The following is a 16963-nucleotide window of genomic DNA, read 5'->3' on the forward strand; positions in this document are numbered from 1 at the left end:
TTGGATTTGTCCGAATGTATAAATTGATCGTTGAAGATGTGTACAAGAACTACGGCAACCATGAAGTGCTCAAGGGTGTCTCGCTCAAGGCCGGGGCGGGCGATGTGATCAGCATCATCGGCTCCTCGGGGTCGGGAAAAAGCACCTTCCTGCGCTGCATCAACCATCTGGAACAGCCCTCGGCCGGACGCATCATCGTCAATGACGAAGAACTGCTCACGCGCAGGAACGCCCTCGGCGAGTTGTGCGTTGTCGATCCCGCGCAACTGCGGGTCATGCGCAGCCAATTGTCGATGGTGTTCCAGCACTTCAACCTCTGGAGCCATATGACGGTGCTGGAAAACCTGATCGAGTGCCCGATGAGTGTGCTGGGTCTCAGCCGCAAGGTCGCACTGGAACGGGCACGTCACTATCTTGCCAAGGTGGGTTTGCCTGCCAAGGTGGAAGGGCAGTATCCGGTGCATTTGTCCGGCGGCCAGCAGCAGAGGGTCGCCATCGCGCGCGCGCTGGCCATGGAGCCGCAGGTCATGCTGTTCGACGAGCCGACCTCGGCCCTCGATCCGGAACTGGTCGGCGAAGTCCTCAGAGTCATGCAGCAATTGGCCGAGGAGGGCCGGACCATGGTCGTGGTCACCCACGAGATGGGATTCGCCAGGCAGGTCTCCAACCAGGTCATCTTTCTGCATCAGGGGCGGGTGGAGGAACAGGGGGCTCCTGACCGTGTTCTGCAACATCCGCAAAGCGAGCGGTTGCAGCAGTTTCTGGCCGGTAGTCTCAAATAACCAAACCTGCAGGCTCGGATCCAGGTTCAAGGCTGCCCGGTTTTTTCTGCCGATTGAATCCAGCGGCTCAGTTCGGCCACCAGCTTGTTGACCTCGCTGTCTTCCGGCTCCGAGGGGCGAACAATGGCGTTCCAGGCGATGTCCAGCCCCTCATTCAAGGCTGCCCAGGTCAACTCGCCGCGATCCAGGCTGGGCGTCACCAGATCCCGCTGCAGGATGCTGATGCCGTAGCCCGAGCGCACCAGCTCGACAATGGCCTCGATCAGCTCCACGGTGATCATCCGTCGCGGCAGGATGCTGGCGGGGGCGAAGAAGCGGTCATATTCCCAGCCACTGGCGCGATCGGTGGAGTAGGTAATCAGGTTGTACGTCTTGAAGTCTTCGGCATAGATATTTTGCCGGTGCGCCAGCGGGTGATCGGTGGCCATGATTGCGATCAGGTCGTCGCGAAACAGCGGCAGCCTGGCGACGCCGCTCGGCACCATGCCGTCATCGATGATCGATACGTCCAGCCTGCCTTGCATCAGGCTGGCGTAGACATCATTGCGCGGCACCGTCACCAGGGTGATTTCGATATCCGGACGCAGGCTTGAGTAATGCTTGATGAATTTCGGAATCCAGCGAAACGGGCCGTAGGACGTGACGCCCATGCGCACGAACGCCGTGACGCCACCCGCCATGGAGCGCGCCTCGGACTCCGCTTCGTTGAGTATCGCGATGATGTCCCTGGCGGCTCGTTCAAGCCTGACACCCGCAGGGCTGAGCCGCAGTTTTCCCCCTGATCGCTCCGTGAGGCTCACACCCAGACGTCGCTCTGCTTCGCGCATTCGATGACTGACGGCCGAAGGGGTCAGCCACAGGCGTTCGGCCACCGCCGTCACGGAATCCACTTCCGCCAGGGTTTGCAGCATCACGAGGTGATCGAGGGTGAGTCTCATAGGGTGCGACCTGAAAATAATTCACAAAATTGCGTAAAATTATGAGCGTGACTTGTTTTTTCCCGCGATGCAATCTGCTTCCAGCAAAAGCCATCGGAGAACAACAATCATGACAACGCTTGCGCCAACACCTGTCACCCTGGGCAACCTCGTCGATCTCGAGCGTTACCCCATCACTGATCGAACCAGCCCGGCCTATCAGGCGCTGGTCGATCACAGTCGCGCGCTGCTTGAGCAGGAAGGCGTGGCGATCTTCCCGGGATTTGCCCGTGACGAAACGGTCGTAACCATGGCCGAACAAACCCTTGCACTGCACCCGCGCATGTTTCATTTCCGGGAAGAACACACGGTCTATTTCAAGCCACAAGTGGAGGGCGTGGATGAGGCGCACCCGCTGCGGCGCCTGATGAAAACCGAAAAGGATACCGTCGCTTACGCCGACATTCCTGCCGACAATCTGGTCAGGAATATCTATGAATCGGACGACGTATTGGCGTTCATCAAGGATGTGTTGGGGCTGGACACGCTCTATCGCCATGCGGACCCATTGGCTGCGCTCAACTTGCAGGGTTTTACGGCCGGGCAACAATTGGGCTGGCACTTCGACCGCGCAGGCTTCAGCGTGACCCTGTCGCTTCAGGCAGCCAATGCCGGTGGGGATTTCGAGTACGTACGCATGCTGCGCAATGAGAACGACGATTGTCACGAGGCGGTCGGCCAGTTCCTCGACGACTCGAAAACGCAGCAGGTCGAGGTGCTGCCGCAAGTGCCTGGCACCCTGACGCTGTTCCGTGGTCGCTATTCATTGCACCGTGTGACGCCGGTAGAAGGGGATCGTTTGAGGCTCAATGCGGTGCTGGCTTATGTGGATCAACCCAATGTCGAGTTCAGCGCCTACGCCCGTCAATTGTTCTACGGACGCACCAGCACCGACCCGGTGGCTTGAGTGCTCTCGATAACAACTCGATAGCAACTCGATAACAACAAAAACGTTCGATGCATTCCTTCGGTTCACGTGCTTGCACAGGCGCCTGGCTCCATTCGATTGACGGAGTCCGTTTGCCAGGTGCAGCACGCAACAGCTCGCTATCCCCAATAATAATTTCGGAGCGTCTGATCATGAAATACAGGAAGAAATTGCTGGCCTCGGTGCTCACCCTTGGCGTGCTTGCCGCCAGCGCTTCGAGCCAGGCGGCCGGATGGTGCGACTCGGGCAAATCAGTGAAGTTTGCCGGCCTGAACTGGGAGAGCGGGATGCTGCTCACCGACATCATGAAGATCGTGCTCAAGGATGGTTACGGCTGCACGACCGACGAGTTGGTGGGCAACACCATCATTCTTGAAACCGCTTTGGCCAGCAATGACATTCAGGTATTCGGCGAAGAGTGGATGGAGCGCAGCGAAGTCTGGAAAAAGGCCGCCGCCGCCGGAAAAGTGGTGGCGATCGGGGCGCCGATCATCGGTGCCGTTCAAGGCTGGTATGTGCCGCGCTATGTCGTCGAAGGGGACGCCAAGCGCAACAAACCGGCCCGCGCACCAGACCTCAGGACGGTGGCCGATCTGAGCAAATACCCGCAGGTGTTTCGCGACTCGGAGGAACCCTCCAAAGGCCGTTTCTACAACTGCCCCGCAGGTTGGATATGTGAACAGGACAATACCGAGATGTTGAAAGAGTATGGTCTTGAAAACACCTTCACCAACTTCCGGCCGGGTACAGGCGCGGCATTGGATGCGGCGGTACTGTCCAGCTACAAGCGAGGTGAACCGGTGCTGTTCTACTACTGGTCGCCGACCCCATTGATGGGGCAGATCGATGCGGTACGGCTGGAAGAAAAACCCGGCGTCGACAAGAACGTCATCACCCGGGTGGGCATCTCCAAGGCTTTTCATGAGCAGGCACCGGAGTTGGTCGCCGTACTGGAGAAGGTCAATATTCCCATCGATCTGTTGAATCAGAACCTGGCGAGAATGACCAGCGAGCGCATCGAATCCCCAAGACTGGCCAGGATATTCCTCAAGGAACATCCGGAGGTGTGGCACGCCTGGGTCGATGAGTCCGCCGCGAAAAAAATCGAAGCGTCACTCTGACCAGCGACGGGGGCAGGGAAGCCTTTTCTGCGTAACGACCATTTCATACCTGTTTTTGTTTGCTTCCTTACAGAGGCGGTGCCTCTTTGCGTGCGGAATTCATGAACATGATCAAATCAAGAGCGGCTGTCGCCTTCGCGGCGAACCAGCCCCTGCAAATTGTCGAAGTCGATGTGGCTGCGCCGCAAGCGGGCGAGGTACTGGTACGGATCGTCGCCACCGGTGTCTGCCATACCGATGCCTTTACCCTGTCCGGCGCTGATCCCGAAGGCATCTTTCCGGTGATTCTCGGCCACGAAGGTGGCGGTGTCGTCGAGGCCGTGGGCGAGGGCGTGACCTCGGTGGCAGTGGGTGATCATGTGATCCCGCTGTACACCCCGGAATGCGGCGAGTGCAAATTCTGCCGGTCCGGCAAGACCAACCTCTGCCAGAAAATTCGGGCCACGCAGGGCAAAGGCCTGATGCCGGATGGCACCAGCCGCTTCTCCTACAAGGGCCAACCCATATTCCATTACATGGGCACCTCGACCTTTTCCGAGTACACCGTGGTGCCGGAAATCTCGCTGGCCAAAATCCCCAAGCAGGCACCGCTGGAGCAAGTCTGTCTGCTCGGTTGCGGTGTGACCACCGGCATCGGTGCGGTGCTCAACACGGCAAAAGTGGAAGAGGGTGCCAGCGTGGCCATCTTCGGTCTGGGTGGCATCGGCCTCGCTGCCATTATCGGCGCCACCATGGCCAGGGCCGGCCGCATCATCGCGATTGATATCAACCCGGCCAAATTCGAGATCGCCAAACAACTCGGCGCCACCGACTTCATCAATCCGAAGGACTACGACAAGCCGATTCAGGAGGTGATTGTCGATATGACCGAGGGGGGCGTGGATTACTCGTTTGAATGCATCGGCAACGTCAACCTCATGAGGGCCGCCCTGGAGTGCTGCCATAAAGGATGGGGCGAGTCGGTGATCATCGGCGTCGCAGGTGCCGGACAGGAAATCAGTACGCGGCCGTTCCAACTGGTCACTGGCCGTGTCTGGCGCGGCTCCGCCTTCGGCGGTGTGAAGGGTCGCAGCGAACTGCCCACCTATGTCGAGAAAGCCCGATCCGGCGAAATCCCGCTGGAAACCTTCATCACCCACACCATGGGGCTGGATGAAATCAACGAGGCGTTCGCCCTGATGCATCAAGGCAAGAGCATTCGTACCGTCATTCATTTCGATCGCTGATGCATTCGGCCGAAAGCGCAAACAACACCCAATGTGTATCTACCCAAGAGAGCAACAATATGAGCATCTTCACGCATGTCACCGTCGGCACCAACGATCTGCCTAACGCCCGCAGCTTCTACGACAAGGTACTCGGTGCCCTGGGCCACAAGCGCATGGCGGATCTGGGCGACAACGGCTCGATCTGGGGTGAAAGTGCCCCGTCGTTCTTCGTATTGAAACCGGCCAATGGCGCCCCGGCCACGGTGGGTAATGGAGTCACGGTCAGCTTTGAAGCCTCCGATCGCGCTGCAATCGATGCGTTTCACGCAGCGGCGCTGGCCAGCGGCGGCACCTGCGAAGGTGTGCCAGGCCCACGCGGCTGGGCCCCGAATGCGTATGCCGCTTACGCCCGGGATCTGGATGGCAACAAGCTGGCCGCCTACTGCTTCAAACCTGCATGAATGCGCTGCGGGGCATCCATGGATGCCCCGCAGCTTGCGGATTGGCAGGCGCCTGACGTACTGGTTGATCAGTTGCCTTTGGCGCTGCTCAAGTAGTACGCCACCAACGCATTGGCGTGGCCGTGGCCCATGCCGTGGTCGGTTTTGAGCAAGGCCACCATTTCCATATGCTTCTTGCCGCTTGCGGTGCCAAGCAGATCAAGCCAATGGGAAATGGGCTGCCCATACTTTTTTTCAATGGAGGGGAAGTACGACGCGGGCCCTTTTACTTTCGTGTCTTGGGTCATGCTGCAAACTCCATGTTTACCGGGATCGCCTTGCACTCGCACGGATCATTGGCAGGCGGTGCTGACGGCCTTCTCCGCACGCTGGATTTCCTGTTTGACGTCCGTGGTGATGCGTTGCTCCTTGAGCTGCTGCCCGAGGAAGGGTTGGTCACCCCGTGACTTGACCTCTGCGTCCGTGGCGGCGACCTGCGCTTCAACGGTGGCAGAGTGTTGTGAAATGACAGCTTCGACTTCTTCCTTGGTATTGGCGGTGTCCAGGGCATGGATGAGTTTTCCCACTTCAGCTTTCTCCGCCTCGGCGTACCCTTCGACAGACAACCCCGCAGCCATGGCCCGAGCCTGGATCTCCACGGACTTGAGGTGCTCCTGCGCGACTTTGCACACTTCTTCCTGCCGCGCATTCTTGCTGACCTCCCAGGTACTTAACCCGTAAGCCAGCAATCCTGCGAATACCGTGACGACCGATGCGCCAATCAAACTGCCTTTCACATCTGTACACCCTCAAAAGACAAGGGTCGACTCAATCGCCTTTACCCGGGCCAGCCTTGCGTCGATCACTGCCGTTTGGATTGCCTGTGTTGATCAGCCTTCTTTCCAGCAAAATATTTTGCAGCGCCTGGCGGTCTGACGGGTCCAGCTGATGTTCTCGTTCCTTGAGTTCGAGCAGGATCGGACTGGACCACTTGCGATAGGTTTGTTCGGCACTACTGATGGATGACATTGCTCGCTCCTTGATCAGGCTCCTGTCAATAAAAGTGTCGCTGTTCGATACGAAAGAGACCCTAGTCGAGGAACCTGCATGTCGCCAATGCAGTGCGTCGGACTTCAAAGTTACCTGTCCCAGACTCCCGTTGCCACCGTGCGTTGGACATATTCTGAAAAATCCCGCGCCGGTTTTCCCAGTGCGCGCTGCACCCCGTCGGTGACGGCTGTATTACGGCCATCGAGCACAGTGGTGAACAGATACAGCACCAGGTCGATCACCTCTGGCGGCAGCTGTTCCTGTTCCAGCGCATGGCGATAGATGTCGGGCGTTACGCTGACAAAATTTATATCGCGATGTGTCTTGCGGCCAATCTCGGCAACGGCCTCGGCAAAGGTCAGGGCCCGGGGTCCGCTCAACTCATACAGTTGCCCGCGATGGCCGGGTTGGGTCAGTGCCGCCACGGCTACTTCAGCGATATCTTCCACATCGACGAAAGGCTCGGCGATGTCCCCGACGGGCAACACCAGTTCTCCTTGCAGGATCGGTGCGAGAAAGTGCGCTTCGCTGAAGTTCTGGCAGAACCAGTTGGCGCGCAGGATGGTCCAGTCGATGCCGCTGTTTCGCACCACGCATTCGGCCTGTTCGGCTTCCACCTCACCGCGACCCGACAACAACACCAGTTGGCTCAACCCGCTCTTTACAGCCTGGTCGGTGAATGCCTGGATGGTCTCAAGCGCACCGGGTACGGCTAGGTCCGGCTGGTAGCAGATGTAAGCGGCCCGAACGCCATCGAGGGCGGCAGCCCAGGTCGAGCGGTCCTCCCAGTCGAACGATGGGGTCGCCTGTCGAGAGCCCAGGCGCACCGGTTGGCCCAAGGCTTCGAGCCGCGCCGCGATGCGCCGCCCGGTCTTGCCGGTGGCACCGAGAATCAGAACAGGTTGCTGGCTGTTGTTCATCGCGTCATCTCCTGTTTAATGTGAGGGATACTCATGTTTAAAAGATGATAAACGCTCACGTTTTTCCGTCAATTGATCACAGCCTGCAAACCGACGTACGGACAGGCTCTATTGGGGATGCCGATGGGCGGTGCTAAGGTGAGTCAACGTCATGTTTATCGCTGAGGAATCGCAGCCGTGCGCAAAAAGAATCGCGAAGAGCACCTGGAGCCTGTTGCAGAACCGATTCGGCGCCATCCGACGCAAAGACGCAGCCGCGAGCGGCAGGAGCGCATCCTCGCCGTGGCGACACAATTGATTGCGAGCAAGGGCAGCGATCAACTCAAGATGAGTGAAATAGCCGAGTGCTCGGAAATCTCCATCGGTTCTCTCTATCAGTACTTTCCCGATAAAAGCTCGATCATCCGCGTGCTTGCCGAACGCTATAACCTCGAAAGTCGCTGCTGCATCGAACAGGCGCTGGGGGCTGTCGATGATGTGCCCGGGCTGCACGCGGCGTATTCGGATTTGCTGGATCAGTATTACGACATCGTGCTCGCGACCCCGGCGATGCGCGATATCTGGTCCGGCATGCAAGCCGACCAGCAGTTGCTGCAACTGGAACTGCAGGAGAGCCGCATCGCCGGCGGGTTACTGGCCGAAGCGATATTGAGGGTTTACCCGCATAGCGATGCGCGGCAGGTTCGCGAGTCTGCGTTCCTGATCTGGCATCTGGGCGAGGCGACCATGCGCCTGGCCATTTCCTGCGAGCCCCAGGAGGGGCGTGGGCTGGTCGAGGCGTACAAACAAATGTCGTTGCGTCAGATCATGCAACCCGCATGCGACGAGAGCGGGCGGCCGAGCTCGTAGCGCCTGGCCGCCGGAGCGTTTTGTCAGACGAAAGGTTGGTCGGTAAAACCACGAGGCAGCCTTTGCAACCCGGGCAATGCCGTCAGGCGATCAGTCCAGGCCTGGCGCCAGTCGGTGGTGGACGAAGCGGCCCTGGCCTTGCGTGCGAGGCGCCGTGCGGCGTTGCGCTGCTCTCTGCGCGCCTCCTTGTAGGCGTCGGTGTTTCGACAGCTTCTGCATTTGACCCGATTGAGCTCACGGGTCGAAGTGAGATTGTTGCCTTTGTGACCGCAGGCCAAATGCCCGCCAACACTGAAGTGGGTGACCATCGGAACGTCTCCTTCTTGACGTGTGATCGTTGGACACCCCGTGAAGATTGACGTTCGACCGCGTTTTGCGGCGCAAAAAAATCCCAGCGCCTGGCTGGGTTGGGGGAAACACAGGGAACTGACAGGCAGCCACATGCCCGGTGACACTCAAGTCGCCGATCATGCGAACCGCGTCAGAGACAACCTCGCATCGAAGGTGCGATTGGATTCATCTGAAACGTGGCAGCGGCCGGTCGACAGGTTTGAGCGACGACAAGGTCGTACGAATCAGCGGCGTGTCCTTCTCGATATCGTTCAGACGGTCACGAATTCTCAGGGCCGTCGGGTGCCCGCCTTGATGATCGACCCAGTCGGCAATTTCCTTGCACGCGGCAGCCAGGCGAACCTGACGGGCATCAAGCAGGGTGAGCAGGGTGGTGATGGACTCTTTTTCGGACATGGTAAACACCTCCGTTCAAGCAACCTGGCAGGGCAGTAAAAAGCCCGCCACGCGCGAGCTTTCCATGGTGCGCCGGTCCTTGCGCTTTCATCAGTATAGACCGGTAAAAGGCGCGTAAAGGCTCATCAGCCCTGGCGCGCCGTGACTTGTGACCTGATATTGAGCTGCCGGCAAATGCGTCGTGCCTCTTCTTCAAGATCATAGCCATCGCCGATAAAGCCATTGGTACGGGTGTCGCAAATGCGGTACCAGATGGCGGCTTCAGGAGGCGGGTGACCGGCTTCGCCGGCCCGGCGGCCAAAAATGATGATCTTGTTGCAGCGCTTGACGACGAAAATGTCTTCCATGGCTTCACCGCAGCTGATTCGTTTACAGATCAACTATAGAAGTCATTTGCAATTGCGCAAAAAACAGCCAGATCAGTTCGTCGGTTCGGCTGCCAGCCTTTCCAGCAACATGGCCAGGCCGACTTCTTCGGCACGCAATCTTTTGCGCTCCCTGGGCCGAGGCAGTGCGGCCAGTGCACCCAGCAGAAAACTGTCCAGCACCGCCGGATGGATATAGCACTTGCGGCAAACCGCCGGGGTATTGCCCAACTGTCTGGCGACGCTTTTGACCATCTCCACCACCTGTTGCCTGGCTTGCGATTGCGGTTGCCACTCAAGCTTTCGCAACACCGCCAGCGCCAGGGCGCTGCCTGCCCAGGTGCGGTAGTCCTTGGCGGTAAAGTCGGCGCCGGTCAGGGTTTGCAGGTAAGTGTTGACGTCGGCGGAGGTGACGGCGTGCGGTTCGCCATTTTCATCCAGGTACTGAAAGAGATGTTGCCCGGGGATTTCCTGGCAACGTTTGACGATGCTCGCCAGGCGCCGGTCCTTTACGGTGATTTGATGTTCGATGCCGCTTTTGCCACGGAACTGGAACAGGATGGCACTGCCATTGATCTCGACATGTCGATTGCGCAGGGTGGTCAGGCCGTAGGAGCGGTTGTCCCGTGCATATTGAGCGTTGCCGACACGGATCAGCGTCGCATCGAGCAAAGTGATGACCGTGGCCATGACCTTGTCTCGACTCAGGCCCGGTGCGGCCAGCAACGCTTCCAGTCGCTTGCGCAGCTTCGGCAGCGCCAGGCCGAATGCCCTCAATCGCGAGAACTTGTCGCCGTCGCGCACTTCGCGCCAACGTGGGTGGTAACGGTATTGTTTGCGACCGCGAGCGTCACGACCGGTGGCCTGGAGATGCCCACACGGATCGCAGCAAATCCACACATCGGTGTAGGCAGGTGGCACCGCAAGCGCGTTGATACGCTGGATTTCGCCTGGGTCGGTGATGCGCAGGCCGGCAGGATCGAAATAGCTGAATTTGCCACGCAACTTCTTGCGGGTAATTCCGGGGCGAGCATCATCGACGTAATGCAGGTCGGGCGGCAGTGCATCGGGCATGGCGATGGTCCTGGGCCAGGAGTCAGGGGCCGTTACAGCCATTGACCCCAGGCCAGCGCAGACGTGCCCGCGACGTTACGCCAGTACCGCCACGGCCTTGATCTGCGCCCACAGTTGCTGGCCGGGGTGCACCTGCAACTGATCGCGCGAATAACGGGTGATGCGTGCCAGCAGGGCCGTGCCCGCCGCGTCGAGGCGCACCAGCACGTGGGCGGCGTTGTCGGCGCTCATTTCGCTGATCACGGTGACCGGCAGACGATTGAGGATGCTGCTGTGCTCGACGTTGTGCAGGCTCAGGCTCACATCCCGCGCCTGGACCTTGCAGCGCAGCGCCTGGCCTGGCTCCAGCGGCGTGTGCGCCACGCGAATGTGCAGGTGAGTCTCGGGCAGTTGCAGGGTCAGCAACTGGTAGTGCGTGTCGTAGTCGCTGACCTTGCCTTCGATCACGACACCGGCGTCATCACCCAACGCCAGGGGCAGGTCGAGGCGGGCGAGGGTCTGTCCGACGGGGCCGCTGGCCAATGCCGTGCCCTGGCTCAGCAGAACGATGTGATCGGCCAGGCGCGCCACTTCATCCTGGGAATGACTGACGTACAGGACCGGAATGTCCAATTCGTCGTGCAACCGCTGCAGGTAGGGCAGGATTTCGTTTTTGCGTTGGCTGTCCAGTGCCGCCAGCGGTTCATCCATCAGCAACAGTTTCGGGCTGGTGAGTAGCGCACGGGCTATGCCGACTCGCTGGCGTTCACCGCCGGAAAGATGTTGCGGGTGCCGATCGAGCAAATGGCCGATGCCCAAGAGTGCGGTCGCGTGAGCCATATCGACCCGGCGCTGGGGTTTGGGGATTCGCTTGAGCCCGAACTCCAGATTGGCCTGCACTGACAAATGCGAGAACAGACTGGCTTCCTGAAACACATAGCCCAGGGCGCGCTTGTGCGGCGCCACGAAAATTTGCCTTTCGCTGTCCTGCCAGACTTCATCGTTGACCTGGATAAAGCCTCGATCGGCCCGTTCCAGGCCGGCGATGCAGCGTAGACACGTGGTCTTGCCGGAGCCTGAGTGACCAAAAAGGGCCGTCACGCCGCGACCGGGCAGCTGTAAGTCGACATCCAGGGCAAACCCCGAATAGTTCAATTTCAGGCGCGCCTGAATCATCGATCAGCTCCAGCCCGCTTTGGTTTGTCGGCTGGAATACAGCGCCAGCAGCACCATGAAGGAGAACACCAGCATCGCCCCGGCCAGCCAATGCGCCTGGGCGTATTCCATGGCTTCGACGTGATCGTAGATCTGCACCGACACCACGCGGGTCTTCTCGGGGATGTTGCCACCGATCATCAGTACCACCCCGAATTCGCCGACGGTATGGGCAAAGCCCAGGATGGCTGCGGTAATGAAACCGGGGCGAGCCAGGGGCAGGGTCACGCTGAAGAAGGTGTCCCAAGGATTGGCGCGCAAGGTGGCGGCCACTTCGAGTGGGCGCGTGCCGATGGCGGAAAAAGCGTTTTGCAGGGGCTGGACCACGAACGGCATGGAGTACAGCACCGAACCTATGACCAATCCGGCAAAACTGAAGGTGAGGGTGCCGAGCCCCAGTGATTGGGTGAAATGGCCGATGAACCCATTGGGGCCGAGCGTCAGCAACAGATAAAAACCGATCACCGTAGGCGGCAGCACCAGGGGCAGGGCGACGATCGCCCCGACCGGGCCGCGCAACCAGGATCGGGTGCGCGAGAGCCACAACGCGAGCGGAGTGCCGATCACCAGGAGAATGACCGTCGTCAGGGACGCCAGTTTCAGGGTCAGCCAAATGGCGGAAAAATCGGCACTCGTCAGCGTCATTTAGAGTTGATAACCGTAGGACTTGATCACGGCTGCGGCTTTTGGCCCCTTGAGGTAGTCAACCAGTGCCTTGGCGGCCGGATTGTCCTTGCCTTTGTTCAGAATCACGGCGTCTTGCTTGATCGGGTCGTGCAGGCTGGCCGGAACGATCCAGGCCGAACCGCTGGTGACTTTGCCGTCCTTGTAGATTTGCGACAAGGCGACGAAGCCCAGTTCGGCGTTGCCGGTGGACACGAACTGATAGGCCTGGGTGATGTTCTGGCCTTCAACGATCTTGTCCTTGACCTTGTCGGTCAGGCCTTGTTTGGCCAGGACCTGGGTCGCCGCCAGGCCATAAGGTGCGGCCTTCGGGTTGGCGATGGACAAGTGCTGGTATTCGTTCTTCTTCAGGACGTCGCCCTTGGCATCGACATAGCCTTCTTTAGCCGACCACAGCGCCAGCGTGCCGATGGCGTAGGTAAAACGCGAACCCTTGACGGTATCGCCTTCCTTTTCCAGTTTTTCCGGCGTGGTGTCATCGGCCGAAAGGAATACTTCGAACGGCGCGCCGTTCTTGATCTGGGTGTAGAACTGACCGGTCGCACCGAACGAAGTGACCAGTTTGTGGCCGGTGTCTTTCTCGAAGTCTGCAGCAATCGCCTGAATCGGTGCGGTGAAGTTGGCGGCGACAGCCACCTGCACTTCATCGGCCTGCGCAGTGCCGAAGGCGAAAACGGCGATGAGGGTCGCAAGGCAAGTCGGGGCAAAACGTGAGGCACGAATGGTCATGAAACGGCTCCGTTATAGTCAAATGTTGCAAGGGGGGTGATTCGTTATAAATCGGAATATATAGCGAAATGCCTGTAAACGGAATGAGCGGTTTAGGGGACGCGGCAAAGGCGTGCTGCCTTCGCCGCGATGCTCAGCGACGGAGCAATCTGGCCAGCCCCTGTTCGGCCAGTTGCCGGGTCAATTCAGCGGTGGTCAACTCGACACCCAGCGTGAATGCCTGTCCCGCCCACAGGTTGCTGAAATCGGCTTCGCCTTTGGCGCGCAATGGCATCAATGCACCGCCGGCAAGGGGAAACGCCGGCGCCTTGGTACTCATCGGCCCCAGTTCGCGCATCACGCGATTGAGGATGCCCCGCGCCGGGCGCCCGGTGAAAAGATTGGTGATTGCCGTCTCGCTTTCCCTGGCGGTACGCAATGCCTTGTGATGCGAGGCGCTGACTTTCGCTTCCGGGGTGAACAGGTACGCCGTGCCGACCTGCACCGCCGACGCCCCCAGCATGAACGCGGCCGCAACGCCCCGCGCATCGGCAATGCCCCCGGCCGCGATCACCGGCACCTTCACCGCATCGACCACCTGAGGCACCAGCGCGAAGGTGCCGACCTGGCTGCTCAGGTCATCGCTCAGAAACATCCCGCGATGGCCGCCTGCTTCATAACCCATTGCAATGATCGCGTCGCAGCCGTGGCGTTCGAGCCAGACGGCTTCCTCCACGGTAGTGGCCGAGGACAGTACCTTTGCACCTGTGGCCTTGACCCGATCCAGCAGGGATTTCTCCGGCAGGCCAAAGTGGAAGCTCACGACCTCGGGGCGAAACTCCTCGATCACTTCGCACCCCGCCAGATCGAACGGCGCGCGGTTGGAGACGGGCGTCGGTGCGTCGAAATCGACACCCAGTTCGCGGTAATAGGGCTCCAGCAGGTTCTTCCAGTCCCGTGCGCGCTGCTCATCGACCGGCGGCGGTTGATGACAGAAGAAGTTGACGTTGATCGGGCGCTGGCTGTGTTGGCGGATGGTCTTGAGCTCATCGCGCAGCTGCTCGATGCTCAGCATGGCCGCCGGCATGGAGCCCAGGCCGCCGGCGTTGCTCGCTGCGATCACCATGGCAGCGTTGGTGGCTCCGGCCATGGGGCCCTGGATGATGGGCAGTTCGATGCCCAGCAGGTCAAGAATGCGGGTGTCTGGCCATTGCTTCATTTTGGGTGTTCTCCGACTTGAAACCGGGCAGGGACGGTAGAACCGGATTTGTAGCAGCAATGACTGGCCCGGGGCCAGTCATGTTTGTCGCGGGGCCTGCCTGCTCAGCGTCGGTGAAATCCGCCGCCGCCACCGAATGAACGGTTCATCACTTGAGAGGAGTCGTGAAAGTTGTTCAAGCGGTCGTTGCCGAACGAGCGCGCCGACGATTCCCGGTCGAGATTTTGCACCTGGGCAGAATTGACCGCATTGGTCCGGTTGGTGCCGCCGACCATCGATTGCCAGCCGTCATCGGTCTTTTTGTAAACGTTGCCGTCGTGCCCGGCATACACGTTGTTGCCGATTTGCGCGGCACCGCTATTACGACCACGAACGCTCCTGTATTGCGTGGTGTCGCCGGTATTGGGGTTGTAGACGGCGCCGCGATTGGCTTTCACTTGCGTGCCATAGCGTGCATTACCCGCGGTCACGTGCTGACCGGCAATGGCCCCGCCATTGGGGCCGACCGCCACGCCGCTGCGCCCGGCCGCGTAGTTGCCGGTATAGACGTTGTGCACGGCGCCGCGCTGGCCGGCCGCGGCGACGCCGGTACGTGAGTTGTAGGACGCACCCACCTGACCGGCCCATTGGTTGCCGGTCCAGGCGTTGTAGCCGGCGCCGTAGCGGCTGACCGAAGCGCGATCACCCCACTGGCGATAGATATTGCCCGTGGTACCGGCCCAGCCGCCGGGTCCCCAGGCGACTGCACCGCCGTGATAGCCGTAGGCGGCGCCTCCCCATGGCATCGGCGCAGGATACAGATGGGGGCCCCATGCATAGCCCCAACCGTAGTTGCCCCACCATGGGTAGGCGCCCCAGCCCCAACCCACAGCCACCGTGCTGCCGCCCCAACTCCAGCCGAAGCCGAAGCCGAACGTCCAGCCGGTCCAGGGGGTATAGCGAATCGCCACGCCGAAACCATAAGTCACCGGCGGCCCGTACCAGACGCTGCCGACCCAGGGTGTGTAGGGATAACCGGTGCCATACACCACCACGCCACTCTCGGGATCGATGGTGGAGCCCTGATATCCGGGCGTGTAACCCACGACCACGGTATCGCCGTCGGCCGAATAGACTTTCACGTAGGTGACGTAGTGCATCGGCGAACTGGGTGGAATCGAGTAAATCACTGCCGGCACTGAAGTGGCGACCACCCAGGGGCCCTGCACGGAAGTGGCGGCGAACCAGACACCGTTCTCCACGGCGTACCAGCTATTGGCGTCGACCATGATGATGGGGGTAGCGCTGTTGACCACGTACTGCAACGGCGTGGTATCGATCGCCTTGAGTTGCGGCTGACCGTCGAACTGCGGCGCGGTCATTTTCAGCTCGCTTTTCTTGACGGCCGAGGTCTGGGGAATGGTGGCTGCGATGGCCGCCTCCCTGGCTTGAGGCGTACCTGCTACCGATGCCTTGACGTTTTCCTTGGCGCTGTCATCGGGAATATTGGCAAAGTCCGCCGGTAACTTGTCGGCGGCGACGAAGGACCAGGGGCCTTGCATGTCACTGGCGCGGAACCAACGGCCGGAAATCAGCAGGTAACTGTTCTGGTCGCCGATCTCCTTGAAAATGTGCCCGGTGGTGTTGGTCACGTAGAGCAACTGGGTGCCCTGGATCGGCTGCCACTGCGCGGCGCCGTCGGTGACGATCAGTTCGGTGGGGACCGTGGCGACATGGATCTGCGGAACAGGCGGCTTGGCCAGGGTGGGTATCTTGTCCTTCGGATCGCTCTGGCCCGTCAGCAGGTCAACCTGGCGGCTCTGGATCGCGGCTTTCTTGGCTTTTTCCAGTTCGGCGGAGGGAGAGGGCAGCGGCGCATACGGGCCGTTCAATGCATCGGCGACCATCCAGCCATCGAATACGTGCAGGTAATGCTTGCCTTGAGCATCCTTGAGCAGCAGCGGCCGGGTGTTGATCACCCGCTGCAACGAGGTGCCGTCGACCGGGCGATAGGCAGGTTCGCCGTCGATGTACACCAGCAAGGCTGGCACTTCGGAGCTTATGATGGTGGGCGGTGTGTTGGCGATTGGCTCGCCACTGGATTTCTGTTCGGCGGCGATCACGCCCATGGCCGCTTCGAGTTGATCCAGGGAGAGGGTCTTCTTGCGGTTTGCTGCATCCTCCTTGAGCGTGGCTACCCAGCTGTCGGCTTGCGCCGCGCTGGAAGGAAAATCGGCTTTGATGATGGTGTATTGATCGAGCGCAACCCAGCGGGTGGCCTTGTCGACCAGCGTATGGGCGCTGAACTGCACGATGCCGTAGGTGGACTTGCCGTCGGCACCGGTGGCCTCGACTGCCGCCCGTGCCTTGAGGGTATAGCCGTCCCAACTGTCGAGCTGCGGCTGGTAGAGGGTCAGCTTGCTGTCGCCACTGGTCAGCACCTGGGGCCAACTGGGGCCTGGCGCCTGGGCGGCGGGGGCGTTGGCGGGTTGTGTCGGTGCCGCTTGTGCATTCGGCAAGGCCACCAGGCAGAGCATCAGCAACGTTGCAAAAGCGCGCGGAAAATACATCGTCAACTCCATCGACAGGACCGTTCAGGCAGCTTTTCGAGATCGCGAAAAAAGCATAGTCGCAGCTCGCGCAACCGTCCGGCGGATTGATCAGTTGGCTTAAAGTCGAGTACGGGATTTTTTTACGATGTGGTATTTAATTCACACC

Annotated in this window: 20 protein-coding genes; 6 read left to right on the forward strand and 14 right to left on the reverse strand. The window is 60.1% G+C overall.

Annotated features, from left to right (window positions below; genetic code table 11):
- Positions 1–14: 14 nt before the first annotated feature.
- The gene (locus tag ACQKP2_RS05705; protein ID WP_427575066.1) at positions 15–782 is read left to right on the forward strand and encodes an ABC transporter ATP-binding protein; all 768 of its coding nucleotides are present in this window, start codon (positions 15–17) and stop codon (positions 780–782) included.
- 26 nt (positions 783–808) lie between these two features.
- Here the strand turns inward: ACQKP2_RS05705 and ACQKP2_RS05710 are convergent, their stop codons facing one another.
- Positions 809–1720 (reverse strand): LysR family transcriptional regulator, encoded by a 912-nt coding sequence (locus tag ACQKP2_RS05710; RefSeq protein ID WP_427575068.1) that lies wholly within the window; start codon positions 1718–1720, stop codon positions 809–811.
- A gap of 109 nt (positions 1721–1829) precedes the next feature.
- Here ACQKP2_RS05710 and ACQKP2_RS05715 point away from each other — a divergent pair, with 109 nt between their 5' ends.
- From ACQKP2_RS05715 to ACQKP2_RS05730, 4 genes are all read left to right on the forward strand, one after another.
- Positions 1830–2666, forward strand: a complete 837-nt coding sequence (locus tag ACQKP2_RS05715) for a HalD/BesD family halogenase (RefSeq protein WP_427575069.1) — start codon at positions 1830–1832, stop codon at positions 2664–2666.
- 173 nt (positions 2667–2839) lie between these two features.
- On the forward strand, positions 2840–3808 hold the full coding sequence (locus ACQKP2_RS05720; protein ID WP_427575070.1) for a glycine betaine ABC transporter substrate-binding protein: 969 nt from the start codon (positions 2840–2842) through the stop codon (positions 3806–3808).
- A gap of 107 nt (positions 3809–3915) precedes the next feature.
- The gene (locus ACQKP2_RS05725) at positions 3916–5034 is read left to right on the forward strand and encodes an S-(hydroxymethyl)glutathione dehydrogenase/class III alcohol dehydrogenase (RefSeq protein WP_427575071.1); all 1119 of its coding nucleotides are present in this window, start codon (positions 3916–3918) and stop codon (positions 5032–5034) included.
- A gap of 59 nt (positions 5035–5093) precedes the next feature.
- Positions 5094–5477 (forward strand): VOC family protein, encoded by a 384-nt coding sequence (locus ACQKP2_RS05730; RefSeq protein ID WP_427575072.1) that lies wholly within the window; start codon positions 5094–5096, stop codon positions 5475–5477.
- A gap of 68 nt (positions 5478–5545) precedes the next feature.
- Here ACQKP2_RS05730 and ACQKP2_RS05735 read toward each other — a convergent pair whose 3' ends face one another.
- The 4 genes from ACQKP2_RS05735 to ACQKP2_RS05750 all read right to left on the reverse strand — a co-directional run bounded on the left by ACQKP2_RS05735 (position 5546) and on the right by ACQKP2_RS05750 (position 7426).
- A complete protein-coding gene (locus ACQKP2_RS05735; protein WP_427575074.1) occupies positions 5546–5764 on the reverse strand; it encodes a DUF4287 domain-containing protein in 219 nt (72 codons plus the stop codon).
- Positions 5765–5809: 45 nt separating this feature from the next.
- Positions 5810–6253: a hypothetical protein gene (locus ACQKP2_RS05740; protein WP_427575075.1), complete on the reverse strand. Its 444-nt coding sequence runs from the start codon at positions 6251–6253 to the stop codon at positions 5810–5812.
- A gap of 31 nt (positions 6254–6284) precedes the next feature.
- Positions 6285–6485, reverse strand: a complete 201-nt coding sequence (locus ACQKP2_RS05745; protein WP_427575076.1) for a hypothetical protein — start codon at positions 6483–6485, stop codon at positions 6285–6287.
- Between the two features lie 110 nt (positions 6486–6595).
- On the reverse strand, positions 6596–7426 hold the full coding sequence (locus tag ACQKP2_RS05750) for an NmrA family transcriptional regulator (RefSeq protein WP_427575078.1): 831 nt from the start codon (positions 7424–7426) through the stop codon (positions 6596–6598).
- Positions 7427–7603: 177 nt separating this feature from the next.
- Between ACQKP2_RS05750 and ACQKP2_RS05755 the strand changes: the two genes are divergently transcribed.
- Positions 7604–8275, forward strand: coding sequence for a TetR/AcrR family transcriptional regulator (locus ACQKP2_RS05755; protein WP_427575079.1), 672 nt, complete (start codon positions 7604–7606; stop codon positions 8273–8275).
- 23 nt (positions 8276–8298) lie between these two features.
- On the opposite strand, the gene ACQKP2_RS05760 is transcribed toward ACQKP2_RS05755, so the two are convergent.
- The 9 genes from ACQKP2_RS05760 to ACQKP2_RS05800 all read right to left on the reverse strand — a co-directional run bounded on the left by ACQKP2_RS05760 (position 8299) and on the right by ACQKP2_RS05800 (position 16815).
- Complete coding sequence (locus ACQKP2_RS05760) at positions 8299–8583, reverse strand: hypothetical protein (RefSeq protein ID WP_427575080.1); 285 nt, start codon at positions 8581–8583, stop codon at positions 8299–8301.
- 208 nt (positions 8584–8791) lie between these two features.
- On the reverse strand, positions 8792–9022 hold the full coding sequence (locus ACQKP2_RS05765) for a hypothetical protein (protein ID WP_427575082.1): 231 nt from the start codon (positions 9020–9022) through the stop codon (positions 8792–8794).
- Positions 9023–9147: 125 nt separating this feature from the next.
- Positions 9148–9369 carry a hypothetical protein gene (locus tag ACQKP2_RS05770; RefSeq protein WP_427575084.1) on the reverse strand — a complete coding sequence of 74 codons (222 nt, stop codon included), beginning with the start codon at positions 9367–9369 and terminating at the stop codon, positions 9148–9150.
- A 72-nt stretch (positions 9370–9441) separates the two neighbouring features.
- A complete protein-coding gene (locus ACQKP2_RS05775) occupies positions 9442–10461 on the reverse strand; it encodes a DNA topoisomerase IB (RefSeq protein WP_427575085.1) in 1020 nt (339 codons plus the stop codon).
- 75 nt (positions 10462–10536) lie between these two features.
- Positions 10537–11616, reverse strand: coding sequence for a molybdenum ABC transporter ATP-binding protein (modC, locus tag ACQKP2_RS05780; RefSeq protein ID WP_427575087.1), 1080 nt, complete (start codon positions 11614–11616; stop codon positions 10537–10539).
- Between the two features lie 3 nt (positions 11617–11619).
- Positions 11620–12300, reverse strand: a complete 681-nt coding sequence (gene modB, locus ACQKP2_RS05785; RefSeq protein WP_427575089.1) for a molybdate ABC transporter permease subunit — start codon at positions 12298–12300, stop codon at positions 11620–11622.
- Positions 12301–13068: a molybdate ABC transporter substrate-binding protein gene (gene modA, locus ACQKP2_RS05790; RefSeq protein ID WP_427575091.1), complete on the reverse strand. Its 768-nt coding sequence runs from the start codon at positions 13066–13068 to the stop codon at positions 12301–12303. It lies immediately after the preceding gene.
- Positions 13069–13201: 133 nt separating this feature from the next.
- Positions 13202–14266 (reverse strand): NAD(P)H-dependent flavin oxidoreductase, encoded by a 1065-nt coding sequence (locus ACQKP2_RS05795; RefSeq protein ID WP_427575093.1) that lies wholly within the window; start codon positions 14264–14266, stop codon positions 13202–13204.
- A gap of 104 nt (positions 14267–14370) precedes the next feature.
- Positions 14371–16815 carry an autotransporter gene (locus tag ACQKP2_RS05800; RefSeq protein WP_427575094.1) on the reverse strand — a complete coding sequence of 815 codons (2445 nt, stop codon included), beginning with the start codon at positions 16813–16815 and terminating at the stop codon, positions 14371–14373.
- Positions 16816–16963 lie beyond the last annotated feature (148 nt).

The sequence above is a fragment of the Pseudomonas sp. NPDC089569 genome (genome assembly GCF_050280625.1).
Taxonomy (GTDB): domain Bacteria; phylum Pseudomonadota; class Gammaproteobacteria; order Pseudomonadales; family Pseudomonadaceae; genus Aquipseudomonas.

Coding starts and splice junctions, on each gene's coding strand:
- ACQKP2_RS05705 (WP_427575066.1), top strand. CDS start 15: ATGTATAAATTGATCGTTGAAGATGTGTACAAGAACTACGGCAACCAT.
- ACQKP2_RS05710 (WP_427575068.1), bottom strand. CDS start 1,720: ATGAGACTCACCCTCGATCACCTCGTGATGCTGCAAACCCTGGCGGAA.
- ACQKP2_RS05715 (WP_427575069.1), top strand. CDS start 1,830: ATGACAACGCTTGCGCCAACACCTGTCACCCTGGGCAACCTCGTCGAT.
- ACQKP2_RS05720 (WP_427575070.1), top strand. CDS start 2,840: ATGAAATACAGGAAGAAATTGCTGGCCTCGGTGCTCACCCTTGGCGTG.
- ACQKP2_RS05725 (WP_427575071.1), top strand. CDS start 3,916: ATGATCAAATCAAGAGCGGCTGTCGCCTTCGCGGCGAACCAGCCCCTG.
- ACQKP2_RS05730 (WP_427575072.1), top strand. CDS start 5,094: ATGAGCATCTTCACGCATGTCACCGTCGGCACCAACGATCTGCCTAAC.
- ACQKP2_RS05735 (WP_427575074.1), bottom strand. CDS start 5,764: ATGACCCAAGACACGAAAGTAAAAGGGCCCGCGTCGTACTTCCCCTCC.
- ACQKP2_RS05745 (WP_427575076.1), bottom strand. CDS start 6,485: ATGTCATCCATCAGTAGTGCCGAACAAACCTATCGCAAGTGGTCCAGT.
- ACQKP2_RS05750 (WP_427575078.1), bottom strand. CDS start 7,426: ATGAACAACAGCCAGCAACCTGTTCTGATTCTCGGTGCCACCGGCAAG.
- ACQKP2_RS05760 (WP_427575080.1), bottom strand. CDS start 8,583: ATGGTCACCCACTTCAGTGTTGGCGGGCATTTGGCCTGCGGTCACAAA.
- ACQKP2_RS05765 (WP_427575082.1), bottom strand. CDS start 9,022: ATGTCCGAAAAAGAGTCCATCACCACCCTGCTCACCCTGCTTGATGCC.
- ACQKP2_RS05770 (WP_427575084.1), bottom strand. CDS start 9,369: ATGGAAGACATTTTCGTCGTCAAGCGCTGCAACAAGATCATCATTTTT.
- ACQKP2_RS05775 (WP_427575085.1), bottom strand. CDS start 10,461: ATGCCCGATGCACTGCCGCCCGACCTGCATTACGTCGATGATGCTCGC.
- modC (WP_427575087.1), bottom strand. CDS start 11,616: ATGATTCAGGCGCGCCTGAAATTGAACTATTCGGGGTTTGCCCTGGAT.
- modB (WP_427575089.1), bottom strand. CDS start 12,300: ATGACGCTGACGAGTGCCGATTTTTCCGCCATTTGGCTGACCCTGAAA.
- modA (WP_427575091.1), bottom strand. CDS start 13,068: ATGACCATTCGTGCCTCACGTTTTGCCCCGACTTGCCTTGCGACCCTC.
- ACQKP2_RS05795 (WP_427575093.1), bottom strand. CDS start 14,266: ATGAAGCAATGGCCAGACACCCGCATTCTTGACCTGCTGGGCATCGAA.
- ACQKP2_RS05800 (WP_427575094.1), bottom strand. CDS start 16,815: ATGTATTTTCCGCGCGCTTTTGCAACGTTGCTGATGCTCTGCCTGGTG.